Origin of the sequence: Bradyrhizobium sp. HKCCYLR20261, from assembly GCF_051168435.1 — a bacterium.
Classification (GTDB): domain Bacteria; phylum Pseudomonadota; class Alphaproteobacteria; order Rhizobiales; family Xanthobacteraceae; genus Bradyrhizobium.
The window spans coordinates 1-24,022 of sequence record NZ_JBNPUZ010000033.1 but is presented as its reverse complement, the minus strand read 5'-3'; the positions used below and the strand labels follow the sequence as shown (position 1 = coordinate 24,022).

Annotated in this window: 19 protein-coding genes and 1 pseudogene; 12 read left to right on the top strand and 8 right to left on the bottom strand. The window is 64.0% G+C overall.

The annotated features are described in order from the left end of the window. Positions 1 to 138 (top strand): annotated as a pseudogene (locus tag ACQR1L_RS34825) (ISAs1 family transposase); the annotation flags it as partial. Positions 139 to 443: 305 nt separating this feature from the next. Here the strand turns inward: ACQR1L_RS34825 and ACQR1L_RS34820 are convergent. Then, positions 444 to 854 carry an NADH:ubiquinone oxidoreductase subunit NDUFA12 gene (locus ACQR1L_RS34820; RefSeq protein WP_434862426.1) on the bottom strand — a complete coding sequence of 137 codons (411 nt, stop codon included), beginning with the start codon at positions 852 to 854 and terminating at the stop codon, positions 444 to 446. Between the two features lie 156 nt (positions 855 to 1,010). Between ACQR1L_RS34820 and ACQR1L_RS34815 the strand changes: the two genes are divergently transcribed. The 3 genes from ACQR1L_RS34815 (at position 1,011) to ACQR1L_RS34805 (ending at position 6,938) form a co-directional block, all read left to right on the top strand. Then, positions 1,011 to 1,706: a BA14K family protein gene (locus ACQR1L_RS34815; RefSeq protein WP_434862425.1), complete on the top strand. Its 696-nt coding sequence runs from the start codon at positions 1,011 to 1,013 to the stop codon at positions 1,704 to 1,706. A 448-nt stretch (positions 1,707 to 2,154) separates the two neighbouring features. Continuing rightward, on the top strand, positions 2,155 to 4,434 hold the full coding sequence (locus ACQR1L_RS34810) for a CHASE3 domain-containing protein (protein WP_434862427.1): 2,280 nt from the start codon (positions 2,155 to 2,157) through the stop codon (positions 4,432 to 4,434). A 218-nt stretch (positions 4,435 to 4,652) separates the two neighbouring features. Then, entirely contained in the window at positions 4,653 to 6,938 is a 2,286-nt protein-coding gene (locus tag ACQR1L_RS34805; RefSeq protein ID WP_434862424.1) for a CHASE3 domain-containing protein, read from the top strand. Here the strand turns inward: ACQR1L_RS34805 and ACQR1L_RS34800 are convergent. Next, positions 6,901 to 7,794, bottom strand: a complete 894-nt coding sequence (locus tag ACQR1L_RS34800) for a DMT family transporter (RefSeq protein WP_434862423.1) — start codon at positions 7,792 to 7,794, stop codon at positions 6,901 to 6,903. The genes ACQR1L_RS34805 and ACQR1L_RS34800 overlap by 38 nt on opposite strands. A gap of 714 nt (positions 7,795 to 8,508) precedes the next feature. Between ACQR1L_RS34800 and ACQR1L_RS34795 the strand changes: the two genes are divergently transcribed. From ACQR1L_RS34795 to ACQR1L_RS34770, 6 genes are all read left to right on the top strand, one after another. Next, positions 8,509 to 12,273, top strand: coding sequence for a vitamin B12-dependent ribonucleotide reductase (locus ACQR1L_RS34795; RefSeq protein ID WP_434862422.1), 3,765 nt, complete (start codon positions 8,509 to 8,511; stop codon positions 12,271 to 12,273). 155 nt (positions 12,274 to 12,428) lie between these two features. Then, a complete protein-coding gene (locus ACQR1L_RS34790; protein ID WP_434862421.1) occupies positions 12,429 to 12,920 on the top strand; it encodes a hypothetical protein in 492 nt (163 codons plus the stop codon). A gap of 338 nt (positions 12,921 to 13,258) precedes the next feature. Continuing rightward, the gene (locus ACQR1L_RS34785; RefSeq protein ID WP_434862420.1) at positions 13,259 to 13,594 is read left to right on the top strand and encodes a hypothetical protein; all 336 of its coding nucleotides are present in this window, start codon (positions 13,259 to 13,261) and stop codon (positions 13,592 to 13,594) included. Then, a complete protein-coding gene (locus tag ACQR1L_RS34780; RefSeq protein ID WP_434862419.1) occupies positions 13,591 to 15,435 on the top strand; it encodes a DEAD/DEAH box helicase in 1,845 nt (614 codons plus the stop codon). The genes ACQR1L_RS34785 and ACQR1L_RS34780 overlap by 4 nt, the downstream gene beginning before the upstream one ends. A gap of 369 nt (positions 15,436 to 15,804) precedes the next feature. Next, positions 15,805 to 16,572: a metallophosphoesterase gene (locus ACQR1L_RS34775; RefSeq protein WP_434862418.1), complete on the top strand. Its 768-nt coding sequence runs from the start codon at positions 15,805 to 15,807 to the stop codon at positions 16,570 to 16,572. Between the two features lie 389 nt (positions 16,573 to 16,961). Continuing rightward, on the top strand, positions 16,962 to 17,282 hold the full coding sequence (locus ACQR1L_RS34770; protein ID WP_434862417.1) for a hypothetical protein: 321 nt from the start codon (positions 16,962 to 16,964) through the stop codon (positions 17,280 to 17,282). A 30-nt stretch (positions 17,283 to 17,312) separates the two neighbouring features. Here the strand turns inward: ACQR1L_RS34770 and ACQR1L_RS34765 are convergent, their stop codons facing one another. From ACQR1L_RS34765 to ACQR1L_RS34750, 4 genes are all read right to left on the bottom strand, one after another. Beyond that, positions 17,313 to 17,798: a protein-tyrosine phosphatase family protein gene (locus ACQR1L_RS34765; protein ID WP_434862416.1), complete on the bottom strand. Its 486-nt coding sequence runs from the start codon at positions 17,796 to 17,798 to the stop codon at positions 17,313 to 17,315. A gap of 41 nt (positions 17,799 to 17,839) precedes the next feature. Continuing rightward, positions 17,840 to 18,289 carry a DUF5615 family PIN-like protein gene (locus ACQR1L_RS34760; RefSeq protein ID WP_434862415.1) on the bottom strand — a complete coding sequence of 150 codons (450 nt, stop codon included), beginning with the start codon at positions 18,287 to 18,289 and terminating at the stop codon, positions 17,840 to 17,842. Then, positions 18,253 to 18,507: a DUF433 domain-containing protein gene (locus ACQR1L_RS34755; protein WP_434862414.1), complete on the bottom strand. Its 255-nt coding sequence runs from the start codon at positions 18,505 to 18,507 to the stop codon at positions 18,253 to 18,255. Before ACQR1L_RS34755 ends, ACQR1L_RS34760 begins: the two co-directional genes overlap by 37 nt. Positions 18,508 to 18,630: 123 nt before the next feature. Then, positions 18,631 to 20,178, bottom strand: coding sequence for a hypothetical protein (locus tag ACQR1L_RS34750; protein ID WP_434862413.1), 1,548 nt, complete (start codon positions 20,176 to 20,178; stop codon positions 18,631 to 18,633). A 470-nt stretch (positions 20,179 to 20,648) separates the two neighbouring features. Between ACQR1L_RS34750 and ACQR1L_RS34745 the strand changes: the two genes are divergently transcribed. After that, positions 20,649 to 21,806, top strand: coding sequence for a cytochrome P450 (locus ACQR1L_RS34745; protein ID WP_434862412.1), 1,158 nt, complete (start codon positions 20,649 to 20,651; stop codon positions 21,804 to 21,806). Positions 21,807 to 22,225: 419 nt separating this feature from the next. Here the strand turns inward: ACQR1L_RS34745 and ACQR1L_RS34740 are convergent, their stop codons facing one another. Continuing rightward, positions 22,226 to 22,975, bottom strand: coding sequence for an SDR family NAD(P)-dependent oxidoreductase (locus tag ACQR1L_RS34740; protein WP_434862411.1), 750 nt, complete (start codon positions 22,973 to 22,975; stop codon positions 22,226 to 22,228). A gap of 91 nt (positions 22,976 to 23,066) precedes the next feature. Between ACQR1L_RS34740 and ACQR1L_RS34735 the strand changes: the two genes are divergently transcribed. Beyond that, complete coding sequence (locus ACQR1L_RS34735) at positions 23,067 to 23,378, top strand: ArsR/SmtB family transcription factor (RefSeq protein WP_434862410.1); 312 nt, start codon at positions 23,067 to 23,069, stop codon at positions 23,376 to 23,378. 217 nt (positions 23,379 to 23,595) lie between these two features. Here ACQR1L_RS34735 and ACQR1L_RS34730 read toward each other — a convergent pair whose 3' ends face one another. Next, positions 23,596 to 23,829, bottom strand: coding sequence for a DUF2171 domain-containing protein (locus tag ACQR1L_RS34730; RefSeq protein WP_434862409.1), 234 nt, complete (start codon positions 23,827 to 23,829; stop codon positions 23,596 to 23,598). Positions 23,830 to 24,022: the final 193 nt, after the last annotated feature.

Genomic DNA, 24,022 nt, shown 5'->3' with positions numbered 1-24,022 from the left:
AACCTTGCCGTGCTCAGGCGCCTGGCCCTCAATGTCGCCAGAGCCCACCCCGACACATCCACCTCGTTGCGTCTCAAACTCAAGCGCGCCGGTTGGAGCGATGACTTCTTTTTCGAACTCCTCAGTCACGTGCGATAGCCCTGCCCTGGAGGGGGAGGGTCGGCCCATAGGCGCGAAGCGCGTGTGAGCCGGGGTGGGGTGATCTTTCCACTCGCACCGATTTCCATGGCTTCACCCCACCCCGATCGCCCGCTCCGCGCGCGATCGACCCTCCCCCTCCAGGGGAGGGTGAGACCGAGACGCGGCGCGTTGCCATCGTGACCGTCGGCCGCTGGCTATTCACTCACAGCAACGGGAGCGCTTCGTCGGAATGGTCGCGGCGCAACAAAAAGGCCGCCCGCGAGCCGGACGGCCTGTTGCCGATCATCCACAGCAATTTCGAATCAGCTGCCGGGAGTCCAGGGCTGATAATCGCCGGTCGCCTTGGGACGGCGGCCGCTGGCCAAGGTCGAGCCGGCCGGACGATAGGCCAGCGCGGTGCCCGTCAGGTTGGGCTGATGCGGCTTCTCCCACTCGCGCGGCTTGTAGCCGTCCTGAGTCGGCGGCACGTCGACCGTATGATGCATCCAGGCGTGCCATTCCGGCGGAATGCGGCTGGCCTCGGCCAGGCCGTTGTAGATCACCCAGCGGCGCTCGAAATGCAGCACCGGATCAATCTTGCCGCCGGCGGTCCGATAATAGCGGTTGCCCTGCGCATCCTGCCCCACGAGCTCGCCGAAACGCCAGGTCCACAGCTGGGTGCCGAAAGTCTGGCCGTTCCACCACGTGAAGAGCTTGAGAAAGAACTGTTTCATGCGCCGAGGCCGGTTCTGTGAGGATGGGCTCTGATGCCACCCCGCTTGCGACTTGTCCAGTGTTGCGGGCGATTGGCCGCGGTCCTGCACCGCCTTGCCCGGGGAACGACATCCCCCGCCGGCGGTTGGATCACTTTCCCTGATGGAGTCAGATCGATGACCAAGCTGAAGACATTGAGCGCCGTGGCGGCGGTGGCGCTGATGCTGCCGCTCGCGACGGCGACGACGAGCTTTGCACAAGGTGGCGGCCCTGGCGGTGCGCGCGGCGGCGGAGGCGCGGCCATCGGTGGCGGTGGCGGCGCAGCGATGGGTGGCGGAGGTGCAGCCGTCGGCGGCGGTGGCGGTGCAGCCATGGGCGGTGGCGGACGTGGCGGACTGTCGGCGGCACCAAGCCCAAGCATGGGCGGCGGCTTTGCCGGCCGTAGTCCGGGAATCAGCGGAGGGGCATTCGCAGGTCGTGGCGGCGGCGGACCGGGCGCGGGCAGCGTTGCCGCCAATGTCGGCGGCGGCGGCTGGAACCGCGGCGGCAACTGGCATGGCGGCGGAGGCAACTGGCAAGGCGGCGGCTGGCGCGGTGGCCACGGCTGGCATCATCGTGGCGGCGGCTTCTGGCCGGGCGTCGGTGTCGGCGTCGGCATCGGTCTTGGCAGCAGCTACGCCTACTACAATGATCCGTATTATTACGGCCCGAGCTATTACTCCGACTACTCCTACTACGATGACTCCGAGCCCGTCGCAGTCGTCGGCACCGAGGGTCGCGATGCGAGCTACTGCGCACGCCGCTACCGCTCCTACGATCCGGCGTCGGGGACCTATCTGGGCTATGACGGCAACCGCCATCCCTGCCCGTAACGCCGACATCGACGTTTGAAACAGCGAAAGCGGCGAGGCCTCCCCTCGCCGCTTTCATTTTGTGTCCGATGCTTGTTCGTCGTGTGTCCGTCACGCCACGTTACCACCGGATTTTTGCCGAAATTTCGAATTTGTGCTACCCGACGTGCAGAGGAACCGTGCGTTCCGGTCCAATATCATTGAGCTCGTGATTCTGTTCGTGGGCGATATCACCTGAGTTTTTGCTTTCCGTAGAGACCACTTGAGTTCCGCGAGATCCGCGCAGCGCAGTACCGCTTCCCCGCGGGCTGGGCTGTTGCCCTCGAACGCGCCGGGAACTTCGAACAAGGAGGCGCGCCTTGCCGACATATCTTCATGACCTCCAACGCTCCCGGCTCCGAGCCAATCACCGGTTGGCCCGTCGCGCGCCCGAGCGCAGCCGGTTCAGGTCGACGAAGGCAACATGCGGATGATCCGTCAGCGCCCGGTCTTGGGGCTCGGTCTTGGAACGCTGCTCGCGATCGGCGCCGCGTCGACGGCGCTGGACATCAAGTCGCGCCATGACTCGGCCTGGGTGAACTCGTCGCTGAACATCCTGCAGAAGACCTCCGATCTCCGTCTGCTGCTGCGCGAGGCCGAGGCCACGTCGCGTGGCTATGCGCTCGTCGGGGAGGATCAATTCAAGACCGAGTTCGCCGAGGTCGTCAGCAAGATACCGGTCGCGGTCGCCGATCTGCAGCGCGAGGTCGGCGACAATCCCAATCCGCAAAAGCTTCTCTCCGAAACCCAGGCCCTCATCGCGCGCAGGGTGGAGCTCGCCGCCGAGCTGGTTCGCTTGCGCGCGGCGTCGGACAGTGAGGGCCTTGCGGCGCTCCGGCGCAGCGGCGAGGGCCCGGCTACCATGAGCGCGATCACCGCCAATCTCGACCGCTTTGTCACCGACCAGAGAAAACTGCTGGCGGAGCGATCGGCGACATCGAGAACCACCGGTTCGCTGCTGCTCGGAATCGATCTCTCCGGCCTCGCCCTGCTGCTGCTGCTCGCCGGCTATCTCATTCGCCGGGCCTATCTCCACGACCGGGCGCTTCGCGCATCATTGGTGCGGTCCGAGGCAGAAGCCATGTCGCTGGCCGAGAAGGCGGAGCAGCAGCACCTCGACCTCGTCGAGGCGCATGAGAAGCTGCGTCATTCCGCGGAAATCCTGCAGAGCACCTTCAACAGCATGGCCGAAGGCGTGCTCGTGATCGATGCCGCCGACACCGTCGTGTTCTCCAACCCCGCCGTCGAGCGCCTGCTCGGCTACCATCCCGGCAGCAATCTCACGGAGGTCCGGTCAAAGCTCCGCGTCTACGAGAGCGACGGCATGACGCCGATTGCGCCGCAGGACCTGCCCACCCCGCGCGCGCTGCGGGGCGAGTCGTTCGACCGCCGCGAGCTGATCGTCCATCTGCCCGAGCGCGACGAGACGCTGCGGCTCATGATCAGCGGCCGTCCGCTGCGCGATACGGCCGGCAACATCACCGGCGCGGCCATGGTCTATCACGACATCACCACGGCTCATGAGACCGAGCGGCTGTTGCATCAGGCGCAGAAGCTCGACGCCATCGGCAAGCTGACCGGCGGCGTCGCGCACGACTTCAACAACATGCTGACGATCATCACCGGCACGATCGAGACGCTGGCCGACGAGGTCAGGGACAGGCCGGCCGCCGCCGCCACCGCGGCGCTCATCGGCCAGGCGGCCGACCGCTGCACCGAGTTGATCCGGCATCTGCTCGCGTTCGCCCGCAAGCAGCCGCTGCATCCGCGCAACAGCGACGTCAACAGCACGATCCTCGACATCTCCAAGCTGCTGCGCCCGACACTCGGCGAGCAGATCGAGATCAACTCGATCCTCGAAGAGGAGACGCTGATCGCCCATATCGACTCCGCGCAGCTCGCCAATTCGCTGGTCAACATGGCGATCAACGCGCGCGATGCGATGCCCAATGGCGGCAAGCTGTTGCTGGAATCCCGCCGTGTGGTGCTCGACGAGGCCTATGCCGCGGCCAATGCCGGCGTGGCGCCGGGCTCCTACATCATGGTGGCCGTGAGCGACACCGGCACCGGCATGTCGCCCGAAGTGCGCGACCGCGCCTTCGAGCCGTTCTTTACGACCAAGGGGGCCGGCAAAGGCTCGGGGCTCGGCCTCAGCATGGTCTACGGCTTCGTCAAGCAGTCCGGCGGTCATATCAAGATCTATAGCGAGGAAGGCCGGGGCACCACCATCCGCCTCTACATCCCCGCTCCTCCCGAGCAGGTCGTGACGCCGGCTGCACCCGAGCTGCCGCCGCCGCGTGGCGAGGAGACGATCTTCATCGTGGAAGACGATCTTCTGGTGCAGGACTTCGTCGTGTCGCAGCTTCAGAGTCTCGGCTACAAGACCGTCACGGCGTCGACGGGCGTCGAGGCGCTGGCCAAGATCGAAGCCGGCCAGTCGTTCGATCTGCTGTTCACCGACGTCATCATGCCCGGCGGGGTCAATGGCAAGGAACTCGCCGAGGAAGCGCTCCGGCAGCGGCCCGGCACCAAGGTTCTGTATACGTCGGGCTATACTGACAATGCCATGATCGAGCACGGCCGTATCGATCAGACCGCTTTGCTTCTCACCAAGCCCTATCGCAAGTCGGAGCTCGCTCAAATGGTCCGCCTTGCGCTGAGCGGCTCTGCGGACGTCTCGCCAACCCAGCAGCAGGCACACTCCGCCTGACCGCGTCGCGGAATTGGAACTACGAAGGGCATCCGTCGCTGCATGAAGCCAGAGCGATGGAATTAGTTGGAACTCAAAAATGAGTTTGGCAGGACGCCTGCCGTTGATTACAACTCATGACATTTGCCAACCGAAACATTCGCCATTCACGATAGGTACCTCATCATCACGATGATGCTCGACGCACCGAGCGCATTGCGCGCCCTTGGAGCTTGCCGATGATTCGCCGGCGCGTGGCGATCGGGCTCGGCCTTGGTACGCTGCTGGCGATCGGAGCCGCGTCAACCGCGCTTGACATCAAGGCCCGCAAGGAAAACGCCTGGGTCGAGCACACGATGGAGGTCCTTGAGAAAGCCTCCGAGTTGCGCGTCCTGCTCCGGCAGGCCGAGGCCGCCTCGCGCGGGTTTGCGTTGACGAGCGACGAGCACTTCATTTCCGAGTTTCAGGCGACGAGAGACCTGCTTCCGTCCGCCTGGACGGATCTCCGGCAACTGGTGCGCGACAATCCCGGCCAGGCCGAACGGCTCGGACAGGTCGCCGATGTCGTGCAGCGGCGGATCGCGCTGGCCGGTGAACTCATTCGCCGCCATGCCGCACATGATCGCGACGGATTGCAGGCGTTGGCGGCGAGTTCGGCCGGACTCACAGCGATGACGACGATCAACCAGACGCTCAACGCGTTCACCGAGGAGGAGCGCCGGCTACTTGCGGAGCGGGCCGCGATCTCGCGCCGAACGGGAGCGTGGCTGCTGACGATCGACCTCGCCGGTATCGGCCTTCTGCTCCTGATCGCAGCCTATCTCGTGCGCCGTGCCTATCTGTCCGACCGGGCGCTACGCTCGTCCCTCTCCCGGTCCCAAGCTGTCGCGACCTCGCTGGAGGCTCAAGCCCTGCAGCAGCGCGGCGATCTCGCCGCCGCCTATGATGAGCTGCGCCGCTCCTCGGCCATTCTCGAGAGCACCTTCAACAGCATGGCGGAGGGCGTGCTGGTGATCGATCCCGGGGGCACGATCCTCCTGTCGAACCAGGCTGTGGGACAATTTCTCGGAACCGACGTCGGCAAGACTTTCGCCGAGATGGTCGTCGAAAATCTGTTCTACGAGAGCGACGGCGTCACGCAGATCCCGAATGACGAGCTGCCGATCGCGCGCGCTCTGCTTGGGCTGTCCTTCGATCGCCGCGAGGTCGTGGTCAAGCCCACCGATGGCCGGCCGCACTTCCGCCTGATGGTGAGCGGCCGGCCATTGCGCGGCTCCGACGGCGCGATCAACGGCGCTGCGCTCGTGTATCACGACGTGACCGATGTCCGCGAGATCGAGCGCCTGCTGCAGCAGGCGCAGAAGCTCGACGCGATCGGCAAGCTCACCGGCGGCGTCGCGCACGACTTCAACAACATGCTGACGATCATCACCGGCTCGATCGAGATGCTGATCGACATCGTCCGCGACCGGCCGGCGGCGGCCGAGCTCGCCGCGCTGATCAGCAGAGCTACCGATCGCTGCACCGAGCTGATCCGTCATCTTCTGGCGTTTGCGCGCAAGCAGCCGCTGCGGCCGCGCGACATCGACGTCAATGCCACCGTGCAGGACATCGCCAAGCTGCTGCGGCCGACGCTTGGCGAGCAGGTCGAGATCAGGACCAGTCTCGCCGACGAGGAGCTCGTGGCTCACGTCGATTCCGCGCAGTTGGCAAATGCCATCGTGAACATGGCGATCAACGCGCGCGATGCGATGCCGGACGGCGGCAAGCTGCTGCTGGAGACGATGAGCACCTCGCTCGACGAGGCCTATGCCGCGGCTAATCCGGGCGTCGCGCCCGGCCGCTATGTCCTGGTCGCGGTCAGCGACACCGGCGCCGGCATGCCGCCCGAGGTCAAGAACCGCGCCTTCGAGCCGTTCTTCACCACCAAGGAGGCCGGCAAGGGCTCGGGCCTCGGGCTCAGCATGGTCTATGGCTTCGTCAAGCAGTCGGGCGGCCATATCAGCCTGTACAGCGAGGAGCGCAGCGGCACCACCATCCGGCTGTATCTGCCGGCATCCAGGGTCCAGCAGCCGTCGGAGCCGGAGCTCGAACAGACGCTGCCGAATGGCCACGAGACCATTCTCGTGGTCGAGGACGATCCGCTGGTGCGCGACTTCGTGCTCGGGCAGTTGCGCGGATTGGGCTACACCCTCCTCGCTGCCGCGCACGCCGCGGAGGCCCTGAGCATCGCCGAGGCCGAGCCGTTCGACCTGCTGTTCACCGACGTGATCATGCCCGGCGGCATCAGCGGGCAGCAGCTCGCGGAGACCATCCGGGCGACGCGGCCCGGGCTGCGCGTGCTCTACACCTCCGGCTACACCGACAATGCGATCATCGAGAACCGGCTGCTCGTGCCCGATGCGCTGCTGCTGACCAAGCCTTACCGCCGCGCCGAACTCGCCCAGATGGTCCGCCGCGCCCTCGACGAGGCGCCGGCCGCTGGCGCTAGCCCCGCGTCGCCAGCGCCACCGCCCCCAGCGTGAAGGCGAGCGCGGCGATCTGCCCTGCCCCGAGCGGTTCGCGCAGCGCGATCGCCGACGCCACGACGCCGATCACCGGGACCGCCATGGTGCCGATCGCCGCCACCGAGGCCGGCAGCCGCGACAACGCGGCGAACCAGGCGACATAGGCGACGCAGAACTGGATCACGGTGGAATAGAACATCAGCGCCCAGTCGAACTGGTCGAGCCTGGTCCAGTCGGAATGCTCGAGCGCGAAGCCTGCGATCACGATCGGCACGCAGCCGATGCCGATCTGCCAGGCCGCGGCCGACAAAGGCGGCAGCTTGATCGGCAGCTTCTTGGCCATGACCGTGCCGAGCGCGAAGCCGAACGCGCCGCCCAGCACCATCAGGATGCCCGGCAGCTTGTCGCGGCTGGCGTTCAGCCCGTTGGCGCCCATGATCGACGCGAGCCCCGCGAAGGCCAGCACCAGCGCCAGCACGCGCAAGGCCGTCGGCCGCTCGCCGAGAATTGGCCAGGCCAGCAGCGAGGCCCACACCGGCATGGTGTATGCGATCAACGCCGCCTCGCTGGCCGGCAGCCACAGCAGCGCCAGCCCCATCAGCACCATCCAGGCGGTGACGTTGAGCATCCCAGCCAGGATCAGCCTCGGCCAGATTTCGCGGGGCACCGCCAGGCTCTGGCTTCGGATCACCGCGAGCAGCGCCAGCAGCAGCGCCCCGACCACGCCGGTGGTGCCGCGCAAGGTCAGCGGCGGCAGCACGCCGACGAGGTGCTTGGTCACCGGCCAGTTGAAACCCCAGCCGAGCGAGGTGATGGCGAGAAACATCAGCCCGGCGGGCGTAATCCGCCCGCTGGCCGTTGGCTTGTCTGTCATGGAATCAACCGGCGCCGTCTGTGGGACCATCAGCTTGCCGGCGTTTTCCTAACCACACCAGGGATTGTGGGGCATGCCTGCCCCGCGCCCTGCCCGTAAGCCGCCGTGAGTCCCGCCGATGCAAGCAAAACACACCCGCATGCCGCGAATAAATTTGCCCCTGTGAACAGCGGGACGAAGCCCTGTGGACAGCACCTGGAGCAAATTTTTTTGGTTTCGAATCCGTGTGGACTCGTCGATAGTTACGGCCATCACGATACCGGCACGCGCCCCGGTTATCCTGCACTTTCCCCCATATTTAGTGTTTGGTTAGGGAACCCCCACTAGTGCTTGACGGGGGAAGCGGAGTCGTCCTAGCTTCCGGCCCGGTTCGGCGCTTCATCGTGTGTCTCGTTTCGCCGGCCGCTCCCAGAAGGGTTTTGAGGATGACCGCGCCAGAAGGCCAACAGGCCCGGCGTGCGGCTCGTCGTCTGTCCCGCGGCGGGGTGGTCGCGAGGACGGGGCTGCGAAGGCCCCCACTAGATGTGGGGGCTGTCTTGCAGCGGCGATGGAGCCGGACGGCACGCGTGAGGCGTTGAAGAGAAACGGGACCGGGCGACCGGTTGAACTGCGGCGGCACACGAGATCTCGGGGATGGGACTCGCTCGCCACCGCCTTTGGATGCAATGATCCCGGCCGCCAAACGCGGTCCGGCAAGAACAATTGGGGCTCGCGATGCGGATTGAACGGCGCAACACCACCGAAGGACAGTCGGCCTATCACGGGATCGACTTCCGCCTGACCACGTCCGAGATCAGGAATCCGGACGGCTCGGTGGTGTTCCGGCTCGAGAATGTCGAGGTGCCCGAGTTCTGGTCGCAGGTCGCCTCCGACGTGCTGGCGCAGAAGTATTTCCGCAAAGCCGGCGTCGCCGCACGCCTGAAGAAGGTCGAGGAAGAGAGCGTGCCGTCCTGGCTGTGGCGCTCGGTGCCGGACACCGAGGCGCTGGCCGCCCTGCCCGAAAACGAGCGCTACGGCAGCGAGCGCTCCGCCAAGCAGGTGTTCGACCGTCTCGCCGGCTGCTGGACCTATTGGGGCTGGAAGGGCAACTACTTCTCGTCGGAAGAGGACGCCGTCGCGTTCTACGACGAGCTGCGCTTCATGCTCGCCAAGCAGATGGTCGCGCCGAACTCGCCGCAATGGTTCAACACCGGACTCCATTGGGCCTATGGCATCGACGGCCCCGGCCAGGGCCACTATTACGTCGACTACAAGACCGGCAAGCTGACCAAGTCGAAGTCGTCCTACGAGCACCCGCAGCCGCACGCCTGCTTCATCCAGGGCGTCGAGGACGACCTCGTCAATGACGGCGGCATCATGGACCTCTGGGTGCGCGAGGCGCGCCTGTTCAAATATGGCTCCGGCACCGGCTCCAACTTCTCGCGTCTGCGCGGCGAAGGCGAGAAGCTGTCGGGCGGCGGCCGCTCGTCCGGCCTGATGAGCTTCCTCAAGATCGGCGACCGCGCCGCCGGCGCGATCAAGTCGGGCGGCACCACCCGCCGCGCCGCCAAGATGGTGGTGGTCGACGCCGACCATCCGGACATCGAGGCCTATATCGACTGGAAGGTGAAGGAGGAGCAGAAGGTCGCCGCTCTCGTTACCGGCTCCAAGATCAACCAGAAGCATTTGAAGGCCGTGATGAAGGCCTGCGTCAATTGCGAGGGCTCCGGCGACGACTGCTTCGACCCCGAGAAGAACCCGGCGCTGCGCCGCGAGATCAAGCTCGCGCGCCGCGCGCTGGTGCCCGACAACTACATCAAGCGGGTCATCCAGTTCGCCAAGCAGGGCTACAAGGACATCGACTTCCCGATCTACGACACGGACTGGGATTCGGAAGCGTACCTGACCGTGTCCGGCCAGAACTCCAACAATTCGGTGTCGCTGAAGGACGACTTCCTGCGCGCGGTCGAGACCGACAGCGATTGGAATCTCGTCGGCCGCACCAACAAGAAGGTCGTGAAGACGCTGAAGGCGCGCGACCTCTGGGAAAAGATCGGCCACGCCGCCTGGGCCTCGGCCGATCCCGGCCTGCACTTCAACACCACGATGAACGACTGGCACACCTGCAAGGCGTCCGGCGACATCCGCGCGTCCAATCCGTGCTCGGAATACATGTTCCTGGACGACACCGCCTGCAACCTGGCCTCGGCCAACCTGCTGACATTCTACAATACGCAGACCAAGCACTTCGACGTCGGCGCCTACGAGCATCTCTGCCGGCTCTGGACCATCGTGCTCGAGATCTCCGTGCTGATGGCGCAGTTCCCGTCCAAGGCGATCGCCGAGCTCTCCTACGAGTTCCGCACGCTCGGCCTCGGCTACGCGAATATCGGCGGCCTGCTGATGACCATGGGCCTGTCCTACGACAGCAAGGAAGGCCGCGCGCTGTGCGGCGCGCTGTCGGCGATCATGACCGGCATCGCCTACAAGACCTCGGCGGAGATGGCCGGCGAGCTCGGCGCCTTCCCCGGCTACAAGAAGAACGCCGCGCACATGCTGCGCGTCATCAAGAACCATCGCCGCGCCGCGAAGGGCGAAGCGACCGGCTATGAGGCGCTGTCGGTCAACCCGGTGCCGCTCGACCACGCCCACTGCCCGCAGGTCTCGCTCGTCAGCCACGCCATCCAGGCCTGGGACGACGCGCTCGCGCTCGGCGAGACCAACGGCTATCGCAACGCCCAGGTCACCGTGGTCGCCCCGACCGGCACCATCGGCCTGGTCATGGATTGCGACACCACCGGCATCGAGCCGGATTTCGCGCTGGTGAAGTTCAAGAAGCTGGCCGGCGGCGGCTACTTCAAGATCATCAACCGCGCCGTCCCCGAGGCGCTGCGCGCGCTCGGCTATCGCGAGAGCGAGATCGCCGAGATCGAGGCCTATGCCGTCGGCCACGGCTCGCTGTCCAACGCGCCCGGCATCAACGCCTCGACCCTGAAGGCCAAGGGCTTCACCGACGAAGCCATCGCCAAGGTCGAGAAGGCGCTGCCGACCGCGTTCGACATCAAGTTCGTGTTCAACAAGTGGACGCTTGGCGAGGACTTCATCACCAAACAGCTCGGCGTCTCGGCGGACGCGCTGGCATCCCCGACCTTCGAGCTGCTCGCCGCGATCGGCTTCACCAAGCGCGAGATCGAGGCCGCCAACGTGCACATCTGCGGCGCGATGACGGTCGAGGGTGCCCCGCACCTCAAGGCCGAGCATTACGCGGTGTTCGATTGCGCCAATCCCTGCGGCAAGATCGGCAAGCGCTATCTCTCGGTCGAGAGCCACATCCGCATGATGGCGGCGGCGCAGCCGTTCATCTCGGGTGCGATCTCGAAAACCATCAACATGCCGAACGACGCCACGGTCGAGGACTGCAAGGCGGCGTATCTTCTGTCCTGGAAGCTGGCGCTGAAGGCCAACGCGCTGTACCGCGACGGCTCCAAGCTGTCGCAGCCGCTCAACTCGCAGCTCATCAGCGACGATGAGGACGAGGACGATGCGGTCGAGTCCTTCTACGAGAAGCCGATGGCCGCGCGTGCCACCCAGGTCTCGGAGAAGATCGTCGAGAAGCTGGTCGAGCGCATCGTCGTGATGCGCGAGCGCGAGAAGATGCCGGATCGCCGCAAGGGCTACACCCAGAAGGCGGTCGTCGGCGGCCACAAGGTGTACTTGCGCACCGGCGAGTATGATGACGGCCGCCTCGGCGAGATCTTCATCGACATGCACAAGGAGGGCGCGGCGCTGCGCTCCTTCATCAACAACTTCGCCATCGCGGTGTCGCTGGGTCTCCAGTACGGCGTGCCGCTGGAGGAGTATGTCGACGCCTTCACCTTCACCCGCTTCGAGCCGGCCGGCCCCGTGCAGGGCAACGACTCGATCAAATATGCGACGTCGATCCTCGACTACGTGTTCCGCGAGCTCGCCGTCAGCTACATGTCGCGCTTCGACCTCGCCCATGTCGACCCCTCCGAGAGCAACTTTGACGCGCTCGGCCGCGGCGTCGACGAAGGCAAGCCGTCGGAGGACGGCCCGAGCCAGCAGGCCGCGAAGTATGTGTCGCGCGGCCTCACCCGCTCCCGCACCGACAACCTCGTCGTGATGCGCGGCGGCTCGTCGTCGAGCACGGCGGCGGTCTCCGCCCCGCATGATGGCGGCCCGTCGGGCCGCGTCACCGCCCTCTCCGGCTCCCGCGCCGGCGACGCCATCGACGGCGCCGTCGCCCTGAAGCAGGAGGCGCAACACGACCTCTCGCCCACCGAGAAGCTCGAAGCCCTGCAATGGAGCAAGGCCGGCACGGCCGCGACGCAAGTCGCCTCCAAGGCCGAACGCCGCGCCGAAGCCAAGGCCAAGGGCTATGAGGGCGAGATGTGCTCGGAGTGCGGGAATTTCACGCTGGTCCGGAATGGGACCTGCATGAAGTGCGATACGTGCGGCAGCACTACGGGGTGTTCGTGAGCGGAAACCTCCACGGCTTTTAGAGCTTGTTCCAGCTGCGGATCAGGGGGCGACCAAGAGGTCGCCCCCGATTTCGTTATCGGCCCTCGACAAACCTCTCAACAACCATAAGATGAGCGCTTAGACTTCGTACATTTTTCAAGGAGATCCAAACGGTGTCCGAGGAAGCAGCGACCGAAGCCTACGACACGTTGATACTATGGCTTCGCGAACACAAACTCGAATGGGTCGCAGACCAGATCGAGGAAGAAGCCGCACTGGGTAAACTTGAACCAAGACGGCTTCAAATTCCGGAGACCGATTTCTTCGAACCGAGACGCACCGTTCTTGCCTCGAGCCTCCCCTCAACAAAGCCACCGAGCTCAAAGACACAGAGTGCAGAATTCCTAGTTCGCGTTGAATACTCGCCCTACGAAAAATTCCATATCGCCCTAGAAGCCGTCCGTACAGTTGTGATTGGAGCCGTAAAAATCCAAACGCAACTAGCAAACACTCTGGATCTTGGCGGCGGAGAGATTCATTTTGCTCCCGGCGAAACGGGAACCATCCAACATAGCTATCGAACGACCGACATCGAAACACAGCGTCATTCGATCGACGAGTTAGAGAAATCCCTTAACGAGCTGACGGAAGATGTTTACAAATGACCATTCGACCAGATCTTCTCAGAAACATTACGAACGCTCTTTCAGCCGCTCTTTCTCCCAATTTGACTGCGAGTTCGAACGGGGACGATCTTTACGAAGCCTACATTTGGTCGGTCGTCCTTGACGCAGCGCGCAACCAGGGAGCCACGATCAGCTTCAAAGACGTCCACGGGAATCCTCCAACGACGCAATTTGTTTTCCGAACGTCACCCGGAGAGCTTTGGTGGAGTTCTAACAACTACTGCCACGCAGAACTCCAATTTCCTCGATGCCCCACGCTAGAAGCCCATGTAGGAATTTACGTCGCCGGGAGATCTAAGGTACGCCACGAATGCGACGTGGCGGTGCTACACAAAAGTGAAGCAGACGTTTGCCGCTCGAAAAGCGCCCTGCCTCGCGCATCAAAGGTTGTATTATCCGTCGAAGCAAAATATTATGTCGCTTCAACCCTTGGTCTGGGTCTCGGCCGCGCCTTTCTCGGTCTCTGCAACGAAATTCAACGAACAAACAGATTCTTTATCGCTACATCACCATCTAAAAGTATCGCCAAGCTCCTATCTAAGCATACAAACTTGTACGATCTCGAATTCACACCACTAGCTCCGCACAACATTGATGTGATGCGCGGCCTATTTGAAAAGGTTTTCTCCAGCTTCGTGGCTCAGGAAGCTTGAGTGACCACATCGTCAAAATTCTCTCCCGGGTAAACTCGACCATGCCTTCAACCTTCCAGACTCGTTCTCCAAACGTCCAACATAACAATCAATTAAGAGAGCCACAGCGCGAGTCCTACCGGTATCTAGCCGAGTTTGCACGAAACAACACAGAGGAGCGCGAAGTTGGCATCGTACTACCTGTTGGATGCGGAAAATCTGGAACGATCGCAATTGCGCCATTCGCTTTCCAATCAAGCCGCGCACTTGTGGTTGCACCGAATGTGCCGATAGCAACCCAATTGCTGCGCGACGTGGATCCTTCGGGCCTCAACCATTTCTATTCTGCGCGGGGCATTCTCAATGGCCCCCCATATCCGGAGCCAGTAGAAATTCGTGGCGCGACGGTGAATCGCTCAGATCTAAACGACGCCGAAATCGTTGTCACAAACATTCAGCAGCTGCAGGGAGCCGAAAATCGTTGGCTTCAGGAACTTCCAGCGGGCTTTTTTGATCTGATCCTATTCGATGAGGGTCACCATAACGTGGCCGCAACATGGACTGCCTTGAAGGAGAAGTTTCCGGCAGCTCGAATCGTCAACTTTTCGGCTACACCACTACGGTCAGACGGGCAACTGATGGCCGGGCGACTCCTATACACTTACCCAATAGCGGCAGCAATTCGCGCCGGGTACGTGAAACAATTGAAAGCGCTAGTTCTTAATCCTCGCACGCTACGATATGTACGCAACGAAGATGACGGGGAGATCGAAGTCGACCTGGATGAAGTTCGTCGGCTTGGTGAGGAAGATGCAGATTTTCGTCGCAGCATTGTCACTTCCACGGAGACATTGAATACGATTACGGATGCGTCCATTCGTGAGTTAGACCGGCTACGCGCCGAAAGTGGCGACAACTCATTAAAGATTATCGCCTCTGCTCTTAATTATAGGCACTGCCATCAGATTGTCGAAGCTTACAGGGCCCGAAATCGACGTGCTGACTTTGTCCACTCGCGCGAAGATGGCGCGGCGAACCAACGTGTTATGCAGCGGCTCGAAAGTGACCAGCTTGACGTAATTGTTCAAGTTCGAAAGCTCGGTGAGGGATTCGATCATCCAAAGCTTGCGGTCGCCGCGGTATTTAGCATCTTCGCCAACTTGTCGCCCTTTGTACAGTTCGTCGGTAGAATTATGCGAGTGATAGATCAAAACGCGCCCGACAGTCTTCGTAATCGCGGAGTGGTTGTTTTTCATGCAGGTGCAAACGTAGCTCGACGATGGGAAGACTTTCAGCGGTTCTCCCAAGCAGACCAGGAGTTCTTCGATCAGATGCTGCCTATTGAAGGATTGCACTTCGATGCAGCCGACGAGATTGAGATTGCGCCCACGAGAACGGATACTGGCGACCAATTCGAGGTTCGCGCGCAAAGCGGCGTACAGCTCCAAGAAATTCCGCTGTTGGATGACCAAGCGGCCGTCGAGGCGTTACGACTGCTCAGCCAGCGCGGCTATACGCCTGATCAGGTTCGCCTTGCTATGGAGGAACTTCAACCAATTCCAGTTTCTCGGCAGCGCCAACGCCAAGCGGCCCGAAGTGGACTAGATGCCAGGATTGCTAGTGAAACTGGGCGTGCCCTCGCCCAGAGGGGAGTTAACCCCGAAGGAAAGACACTCGATCGCTCGCGACGCGGCCTCACAAATTACGTTGTTATGAAGGCCGCAATAGATCGGCAGGCCAATTCCCTCGTTGGACGTGGTGCACGTCAGCGGCAGGAGTTCTCTCGCGAAGAATTGGAGCGGATCAACGGCGATTTTGATGGAATTGTTGCTCGAGCAATAGCGGAGATATTTGGTGGGTAGACTTCGATCGCTCCTAGTCAGGGTTGAGATTGACACTGCGCAGCGCGCTCACAACTGTCAGGCGAACGCCCGTCATAGAATTTTGAGAGGCAACTTGCGGCTTAATGTTCGGACCGGACGTAGTTGGGATAGATACTGCTTGGATTGCGCAAAAAGGATAGTGACAAGCAGCTTGGACTCTCTCAGGAGCGTTTCTGATGCGTTGGATTCCGGAAAACTGATTGCCACCGGAGAAGAAGATGCGCCGGGGGAATAGGTAAATCTTGCATCTATCACGTTGCTGCGACCAACATGGTTCATTGCCGACTAGAACATGTTTTTCGCTAGTAGACCTTGGTTCCGGCCGCTGGGTCGGCTAGCTGCTAATTGATGCACCTGCACATCTTCTCCGATCTCCATGCCGACATGGCCGACATCAAGCCGATCGCGGCGCTGCCCGGGGTCGATGTGGTCGTGGTCGCCGGCGATGTCTGTGAGGGGGCGGTGAACGGGTTTGCGCGGCTGCGCGAGATCGTGGCCGAGGACGTGCCGATCGTCATGGTGATGGGCAACCATGAATTCTATCACCGCACCTACCCCGACGAGCTGAAGCAGGCGCGCGCCGAGGCGGCGCGGTTCGGGGTGCATCTTTTGGAAAACGAGGCGGTCGTGCTCGCGGGCGTGCGCTTTGCCGGCTGCACGCTGTGGACCGACTATGCGATCTTCGGCGCCGGCTCCGAGGTCCACACCATGGCGGTCTGCCGCGACCGCATGAACGACCATCGCCGCATCACCTGGCGCAAGCAGCCCTGGCTGCGCTTCCGGCCGCAGGAGGCGCTCGGCCTGCACCTGAAATCGCGCACCTGGCTCACGGGCCTCCTGGAGACGCCGTTCGACGGCCCGACAATCGTCGTCACCCACCACGCCCCCGGCTGGGGCTCGGTCGCCGAGACATATCGCAATGACCGCGTCACCGCCGCCTACGCCTCGGACCTTTCGGCGCTGATCCTGGCGACGAGGCCTTCGCTCTGGATCCACGGCCACATCCACACGCAATCGGACTATTTCCTCGGCGCCACCCGCGTAATCTGCAACCCGCACGGCTATGGCCGCGAGAACCCGGATTTCGATCCGGCGCTGGTGGTGGAGGTCGCGTAGCCCCCCTCGGCGTCGCTGGGACGTCTCTCTCCGCCGTCATTCCGGGGCGCGCGAAGCGCGAGCCCGGAATCCATAGCCACGAGCGGTGATGAGGTCGCAAGATGCTGGCCGCGACGATGTGTCTCCACCACGACCGCCTGTGAGTATGGATTCCGGGCTCGCGCTTTCGCGCGCCCCGGAATGACGAGTGGAGAGAGTTGGGACGTCACCCGTGACCCTTGCTTCGGCCGCTCGACCACGCGTCCAGCTCCACTGCGGCGCCGAAACGGCCACGATCCCGTCCGGTCCGTGCCTTGCAAATCAGACCTTACATCGTCGGATTCCGGTGTAAGATCGTCCCAATACGGGACACAAGATTGCAAATGGCACACGTGTTCAGGACAATGGCCGTGAAGAAGATCCTCATTCCCGCGCTGCTCGCGCTGTCCGTCTCGCCAGTGCAGGCGAGGTCGTGGGTCGACAGGAGCGTCTGCCAGGGGTCCCGGTTCTACGGCTACTCCCGCTGCACCTATACGCACACCGAGCTGCCGCCCGCCTCTCGCGACGTGTCCTTCACCCCCTCGCCGGCCGCGCGCCAGGAAGAAGAAGCCAGGGACGCCGAGGCGGCGAAGTGGGAGGCCTATTGCAAGCCGGTGTATCGGCACGACGAGTACGGCATCCGCCGCGCGTCCTACGCGCATGCGGGATGCGAGTTCGGCCGCAGCGAGTAACGGCTGCACCGCGCGCCTCTCTGAGGCGCCCTACTCTCTCGCCATCTCCATCACCCACCTCCGCTGCTCCTCCGTATCCGGCACCCGGACACCCCGCGCGGCAGCAATGCGCTCCAGCGCCTCGCCGGCATCGACACCGAGCCGGCTCATCACGCAGCCTGCGATGACCGCCGAGCGGCCGATGCCCGCGCGGCAATGAATCAGCACGGTCGCGCCGCCCATCAGCCGCGTGGCGAGATCTCCCGCGAGCTGCAGCGCTGCGCGGGGGCGATCGGGGCACCCGCGGTCGGGGATCGGAAACGACAGGAACGCCATGTCGTGCGAGCGGCACAATGCGTCCTCACGCTGAAGGCCAAGATCGGCCACCTCCGCCCCCTCCAGCAGGCTGACGACGATAGCGACGCGCTCTTCAGCCCACGCGGCGATGTCATCATCGAGCCAGTCCTCCGCCCGTGGCCGCGCCGCGATGGCAAGGCGGCCGGGTGTGGTGAGTGAGATCCAGTGCAGGCGGGTCATCGAAGCCCTCGTGAGAGATCGATGACGGGATGGGCGCCCGATCACCGCCATTTCGGATCGTGGATATGGCCAACATCGTGCTCGTCAGCGCTCCACTCACGGATATGGACCGAGCCATCCCGCGCGACTTCGATCAGCTTGTTGACGAGATCAGCGTTGCGGGCCGAATACAGATCGAGCGCCTTCTGAAACAGATCCATCTGCTGAGCTCGCGTGCCTTTCGGGATCAGAATCACCAGCCCGGCGTGCACGTCCAGCTTGGCGTATTGTTTCAGAAAATCTCTCCGGTTGTCGGTGACCACGATGTAATCGTTCGCACTGGCAAAGCGAACGAGATTCCAATCCTGCCAACCGCTCTTGCCGAGATGGGTGACGTAGTCCGCCTCATAGCCGCGGGCCTTGGCGACTCCCACCAAGGCGCCGCTCAAGCACTCGTCGATCAGGAATCGCTCGCTCAACGTCCGGCTGCCGCCTGTTCTGACGTTCGCCATTCGGAGCCATAGGTGGCCTCCGCCCAGCGGATCACCGCGTCGATACCGTCGATCGGCAGGCTCGGGTAGTCGGCGAAGATGTCCTGCGCTGGATAGCCGGCACGCAGATAGGCCAGGATGGTTTCGGCAGGCACGCGGGTGCCGCGAACCACTGGGTCGCCACTCATGACCGTGGGATCACGCACGACTTCGGCTCTGACGGCGACCTTGATGGTCATGGCTGCCTTCCCTTCCGCTGGTGGCATCATAGCGCGATCCGGGTCCGGAGGCGAGGCAGGAGTTCCGGGCGTCAAGAACACGGTGGGCACGCCCCGCCCTGCGGCGGCGCTTTGCCCACCCTCCTACTTGAAACACACCGACTTGTCGTTCGGGTCGAACGAATTCCCCGGCATCGGGCGCAGCGGTGTCAGCTTGGGGTTGGCATTCGTCAGCCGCTTCGAATAGGCCCCCAGCGCGGCGTTCATCGTGTTCAGGCGGTCCTGGGCGTCGGTGCGCTGGAGCGGCGCGGTGATGACGCCTGACGCGTAGACCTCGGCGCGCGACCATTGCACGCCCTGCACGATGCGGCCGACCAGGCGCGATTTCAGGTCGGCGGCGCTGTCGCCCGCCGCGCTCTTGCCACCGACGACGTTCGGCGGCAGCAGGCTCGGATTGACGATCCAGCCGCGCGGCTTGGCGACATTGTTGCCGAACAGGATCAACTCGTCGACCGTGTTGTTCAGCGCGACGTAGTCGCGCAGCGGCAGGCTGGTGTCGCCGGTGCCGGTCTCCTGGACGTGGCTCGCCAGATGCGGTCCCGTCGCGCAATAGGTGCCGAACACCAGCTTGATGCTGCCGGAGCTCATGAACATGTAGCTGCCGACGTCCGAGCCGCCCGGCGGCGACGGCGCGTCGTCGCCGCAGAAGGTGCCGTGCGAGGAGGCATCCTGCAAGCTGTGCAGATAGAGCCCGATGCGGGCGATCTGCACCGGCACCGGCGGCTTTTTGGGGTCGTCGAACAGCACGCCGGTGGTGCGGCTCTTGTCGTCGAGCCAGGATTTCAGCCTGGTGTAGTCGACGACATTGTTGGTGTCGCTGTTGTCGAGAATCTTCGGCCCCGACATCACGTTGATCGCCGGCCCGATCGCGTAGTTCTCGAGCAGCGGCACATTGCCGCTCAGCGGCACGTTCGCCAGACATTTGGGACCGCTGAAATTCGAGGAGCCGTTCGGCACCGTGTAGCCGGCCGTGCACAACAGGCCCGGCGCCTCGTCGCCCTTCATCGCCCATTGCCGGAGATCATACAGCGTGCCCTGGTAGACGCTGTCGATGGTGATGGGATAGCCCGGCGGCGGGTAGTGGAACGGATACACCGCCTGGACGCCGCTGGCGCCGTGCACGTCGGTGCCTTGCCCGTTCGGCGAGAAGTTCAGGAGGTAATGATACAGCGGCCCGTCGGTGGTGTTGTTGGTGCGCTTGAATCCGTTGAACGCAGCGGTGATGTAGCTGGCGCCGGAATTGGTCGACGTCGCCTGCCCGCCGCACTGATCGATCGGCAGATACTGCCCGTAGTCCGAGTTCTCATTGTACGCCGCGATCCAATAGGCCACGTCGGCACGATAGCCGAGCGCCTGGGCGATGAAATAGGTGGAATCCGCGTGGATCATGCTGCGGCCGGGCGGGATCGCCGCGAACTGCGCCGCCTCGAGCAGGCAGCTCCGGTTGAGCGCCTCCGCCGGATCCTTGCAGGCGCTGGCCGGCGCGATGCAGTTCTTCAGCCCGTCCCTGACGCGCGGGATGCAGATGTCCTCCAGGAACGCCTGCGCCGGGCGCGGCGTGGTGATCGCCCAGCCGAATGCGGCTGATCCGATGACGATGGAGAGGGTCGAGACGGCAACGCCTGTGCGCATGAAAAACTCCTTGGTGATGTGAAATCAGATCGAAGCGAACTGGCGCATGGACAACGGCCCTGTCCGCGACATGAAAGGTCGAAACGTCTTCGTAAACGCGTGATGGCAGAGTGGACTCGGCAGGACGGATTTGAACCGATCTCCAACGATTAATCAACCTAAAGTTGTTTTACCTCTGCACCTTGATCTTGCTCCCGTCATTGCGAGCGCAGCGAAGCAAGCCAGGGTGGTGGGCGGGACTCTGGATTGCTTCGCTGCGCTCGCAATGACGTGGAGAGTGCGACGGGTGATCGCAAACGCCATCCCGCGCGCGCGACCTTCAACACGCGCCGCCCATTTCGTTCCATCTTTCGCAGGCCAATCATCATCCCGCGAGCAGCAATTGATCCGGCGCACGACCGCCCTAACTCAGGTCACGAGCCGCCACGCTTAAGGGCGATCAAGAGTTCCAAACCGACGTGAGCTTCAGCATGACCGCACCAGCCTCATCCGGCGGATCGACCGACGCGCAGCGAAGCGAACCATCGCCCGCCATCCGCATCGACAGCTTCGCCGCCGCGCGCGCGGTGCTGCGCTCGGACGCCATGCGGCAGGCCGGCTTCAACGCCGAGCTGGTACATCGCTTCATCGGCCCGCGCCATGCGCCGGTGCTGTACCAGGACGGCGAGCCGCATCAGAAGCAGCGCAGCGCCACCGCGCGGTTCTTCACGCCGCGCGTCGTCGCGACGCGCTATTGCACGCTGATGGAGGCGACCAGCCGCGAGCTGGTGGCGCAGTTCCGCGCCGCGCGGCGGGCCCGGCTGGATGATCTGAGCCTGACGCTCGCCGTCGCCGTGGCCGCCGACATCATCGGGCTGACCAACAGTCCGCGCGATGCGATGGCGGCGCGGCTGAACCGCTTCTTCACCGCGCCGACGGGCCATGGCTCGCTCGCGACATTGCGCAACGCCGTGTTCGGCCAGCTCCGCACCCTCGCCTTCCATTGGTGCGACGTACGCCCGGCCATTCGCGCCCGCCGCGCCGAGCCGCGCGAGGACGTGATCTCGCATCTGATCGCGGAGGGCTATTCCAACCGCGAGATCCTGACCGAATGCCTCACCTATGGCGCCGCCGGCATGGCGACCACGCGCGAATTCATCGTGATGGCCGCCCTGCGCCTGTTCGAGGACGACGCGCTGCGCGCCCGCTTCCTCGCCGCCGGTGAGCCGGAGCGCATGACTATCCTCGAGGAGGTGCTGCGGCTCGAGCCCGTGGTGTCGACGCTGAAGCGCCGCACGGCCTGCGCGATGACGCTGCGGACCGATGCCGGCGCGATGACGATTCCGGCGCGCAGCCTGGTGGAGATCGATGTCGGCGCCGCCAACCGCGACGAAGCCGCCGCCGGCGCCTGCCCGCATCAACTCGATCCCGACCGCGCCCGCCCGGCCAAGGGCAGCGCCAGCCTGATGAGCTTCGGCGACGGCCCGCACCGCTGCCCCGGCGCTTCGGTCGCGCTGCACGAGGCCGCGATTTTCCTGGCCGAACTCATGCGCGTGCCGGGCGTGAGGCTGGAGCGGCGGCCGACGAAGACGATCAACCCGGTGAGCAGCGGCTATGAGTTGCGGGACGCGGTGATCGTGGTGGCGTGAGGTGGCGCGGAGCCAGCTCGCACCCCGGCCTCGGTTGGCAATGATCTACGTCCATGATGTCCGAAGCAATCAACGTCCCCCGCTGTCATGCCCGCGCAGGCGGGCATCCAGTACGCCGCGGCAGCAGTGATCAAGCCGCACCGCCTCGGCGTACTGGATCGCCCGGTCGAGCCGGGCGATGACAGTCGGGATTGTAGCGCCTGCCTCTCTGCGACGGCTCAGACTCTAGTTGAGCGGGGCAATCGTTGGACGCGCAGGGTGGGCAAAGGCGCGCCCCTTCGCCGTGATCTGGCGCGATACCGCGCGCGCCGTGCCCACCATCCAACCCCAGCGCCGCCGAGGGTGGGCACGCGCCGTCATTGGGCGGCGCTTTGCCCACCCTACGGTTCAGCGCTGGTGGTGACGAGCGCCGTCGTCCCTCACCGCAACCCGCCCGTCACGTGCAGCGTCTCGCCGGTGACATAGGATGCATCATCCGAGGCGAAGAACGCCACAGCAGCGGCGATCTCCTCGGCCTTGCCGACGCGGGCCAGCGGCGTGACGGACTCGATCCATTTGCGCATGTCGCCCTCGTGGAAGCCTGCGGCGACGACGCCTTCGGTCACGACCATCCCGGGATTGATCGTATTGACCCGGATCTTGCGCGGCGCGAGCTCCTTGGACAGCACCGAGGAGATGGCATCGACGGCGGCCTTGGTGGCGGTGTAGACGGCGCCGTTCGGCGGCGCGATCGTCGACACGCCGGAGGAGATGTTGACGATGCTGCCGCCGGCCGGATTGAAGTGCCGCGCCGCCTCCTGCGACACCAGCAGCAGGCCGAGCACGTTGAGATCGAACTGCTTGTGGAAATGCTCCGGCGTGATCGCGTCGAGCGGCGCGAATTCGTAGACGCCGGCATTGTTGACGAGGATGTCGATCGGGCCAAGCGCCTTGACGGTGTCGGCGACGGCGGATGTCACCTGCGCCGGGTCGGTCAGATTGCCGCCGACCGCGACCGCCTTGCCGCCCTTGGCGGTGATCGCGGCGACGACGCGCTCGGCCCCCTCTTTGCTGGCGCTGTAATTGACCGCGACCGCAGCGCCCTCCGCCGCGAGCCGCGCCGCGATCGCCGCGCCGATCCCCTTCGAGGCGCCGGTCACCAGCGCCACCTTGCCTGCCAGTCTGCTCATCTCGATCTCCCCTGCGCCAGCGGCGCCTGCTTCAATAGTTCAGAACTAGTGAACTATTGAACCGGCGCAAGGCCATCGCTATATCTTTTTCATGGCGCAGTTGTTTCACCCGTCACGGGACGACATTACCCTGGCCGGCGTGCTCTCCGCCCTCGCTGACCCGATGCGGCTGCGCATTGTCAAGGGCCTGATGGAGCAGAACGACTGCATGTCCTGCACCGCCGCCGCGCCCTGCCCCGACATTCCCAAATCGACGCTGTCGAATCATTTCCGTATCCTGCGCGAGGCCGGCCTGATCCAGACCACGAAAAAAGGCGTCGAGCACCGCAACGTCGTGCGCGAGGCCGATCTGAACGCGCGGTTCCCGAAGCTGTTGAAGACGATCCTTGCGTCAGCGGAATAGCGCGGATGTAGGGTGGGCAAAGGCGCGCCGCTGACGTGATTGTGAGCCGCGCTCTTGCGCGCGCCGTGCCCACCGTCCAAACCCACCGCCACCGATGGTGGGCACGCGCCGCCTGACGGCGCCGCTTTGCCCACCCGACGATTCACGGCGCGTCATTGCGAGCCACCCGGTCCGCGCGTAGCGCGGCCGGATGGCTCGCAACGACGGAGAGCCGTGACTACTTCTCCTCCTCCATCGTCACCGCGACGGAGCCGACCGCCGACAGCCGCACCTTGTCGCCTTCGACATCGGCCACGAGGCCCTTGTCGATGAAGTGATGATGGCCCTTGTGGCTGCCCTCGCCGCTGTCCTTCTTGGTCAGCTTGATGCGGTTGCCCTCGACGCGATCGACCGTGCCGACATGCACGCCGTCGGCGCCGATGACTTCCATATGTTCCTTGATGTCCTGCATGAAGCTACTCCGTGGCTGGTGTGAGGCTGTTTAAACCGACGGTCGCGACAAGGGTTCCGACTGACACGGGCCTTCGAGGACGAGCCGCTGACTCTGCCTGCCGTCATTGCGAGCGCAGCGGTAACTGCCCAGGTGTCCGTCTGTATCGCTTGACTGGCCACATGTGTTTGTGAGTCAAGGTATGGATGAAGCT

Coding starts and splice junctions, on each gene's coding strand:
- ACQR1L_RS34820 (WP_434862426.1), bottom strand. CDS start 854: ATGAAACAGTTCTTTCTCAAGCTCTTCACGTGGTGGAACGGCCAGACT.
- ACQR1L_RS34815 (WP_434862425.1), top strand. CDS start 1,011: ATGACCAAGCTGAAGACATTGAGCGCCGTGGCGGCGGTGGCGCTGATG.
- ACQR1L_RS34810 (WP_434862427.1), top strand. CDS start 2,155: ATGATCCGTCAGCGCCCGGTCTTGGGGCTCGGTCTTGGAACGCTGCTC.
- ACQR1L_RS34805 (WP_434862424.1), top strand. CDS start 4,653: ATGATTCGCCGGCGCGTGGCGATCGGGCTCGGCCTTGGTACGCTGCTG.
- ACQR1L_RS34800 (WP_434862423.1), bottom strand. CDS start 7,794: ATGACAGACAAGCCAACGGCCAGCGGGCGGATTACGCCCGCCGGGCTG.
- ACQR1L_RS34795 (WP_434862422.1), top strand. CDS start 8,509: ATGCGGATTGAACGGCGCAACACCACCGAAGGACAGTCGGCCTATCAC.
- ACQR1L_RS34775 (WP_434862418.1), top strand. CDS start 15,805: ATGCACCTGCACATCTTCTCCGATCTCCATGCCGACATGGCCGACATC.
- ACQR1L_RS34765 (WP_434862416.1), bottom strand. CDS start 17,798: ATGACCCGCCTGCACTGGATCTCACTCACCACACCCGGCCGCCTTGCC.
- ACQR1L_RS34760 (WP_434862415.1), bottom strand. CDS start 18,289: ATGGCGAACGTCAGAACAGGCGGCAGCCGGACGTTGAGCGAGCGATTC.
- ACQR1L_RS34755 (WP_434862414.1), bottom strand. CDS start 18,507: ATGACCATCAAGGTCGCCGTCAGAGCCGAAGTCGTGCGTGATCCCACG.
- ACQR1L_RS34750 (WP_434862413.1), bottom strand. CDS start 20,178: ATGCGCACAGGCGTTGCCGTCTCGACCCTCTCCATCGTCATCGGATCA.
- ACQR1L_RS34745 (WP_434862412.1), top strand. CDS start 20,649: ATGACCGCACCAGCCTCATCCGGCGGATCGACCGACGCGCAGCGAAGC.
- ACQR1L_RS34740 (WP_434862411.1), bottom strand. CDS start 22,975: ATGAGCAGACTGGCAGGCAAGGTGGCGCTGGTGACCGGCGCCTCGAAG.
- ACQR1L_RS34735 (WP_434862410.1), top strand. CDS start 23,067: ATGGCGCAGTTGTTTCACCCGTCACGGGACGACATTACCCTGGCCGGC.
- ACQR1L_RS34730 (WP_434862409.1), bottom strand. CDS start 23,829: ATGCAGGACATCAAGGAACATATGGAAGTCATCGGCGCCGACGGCGTG.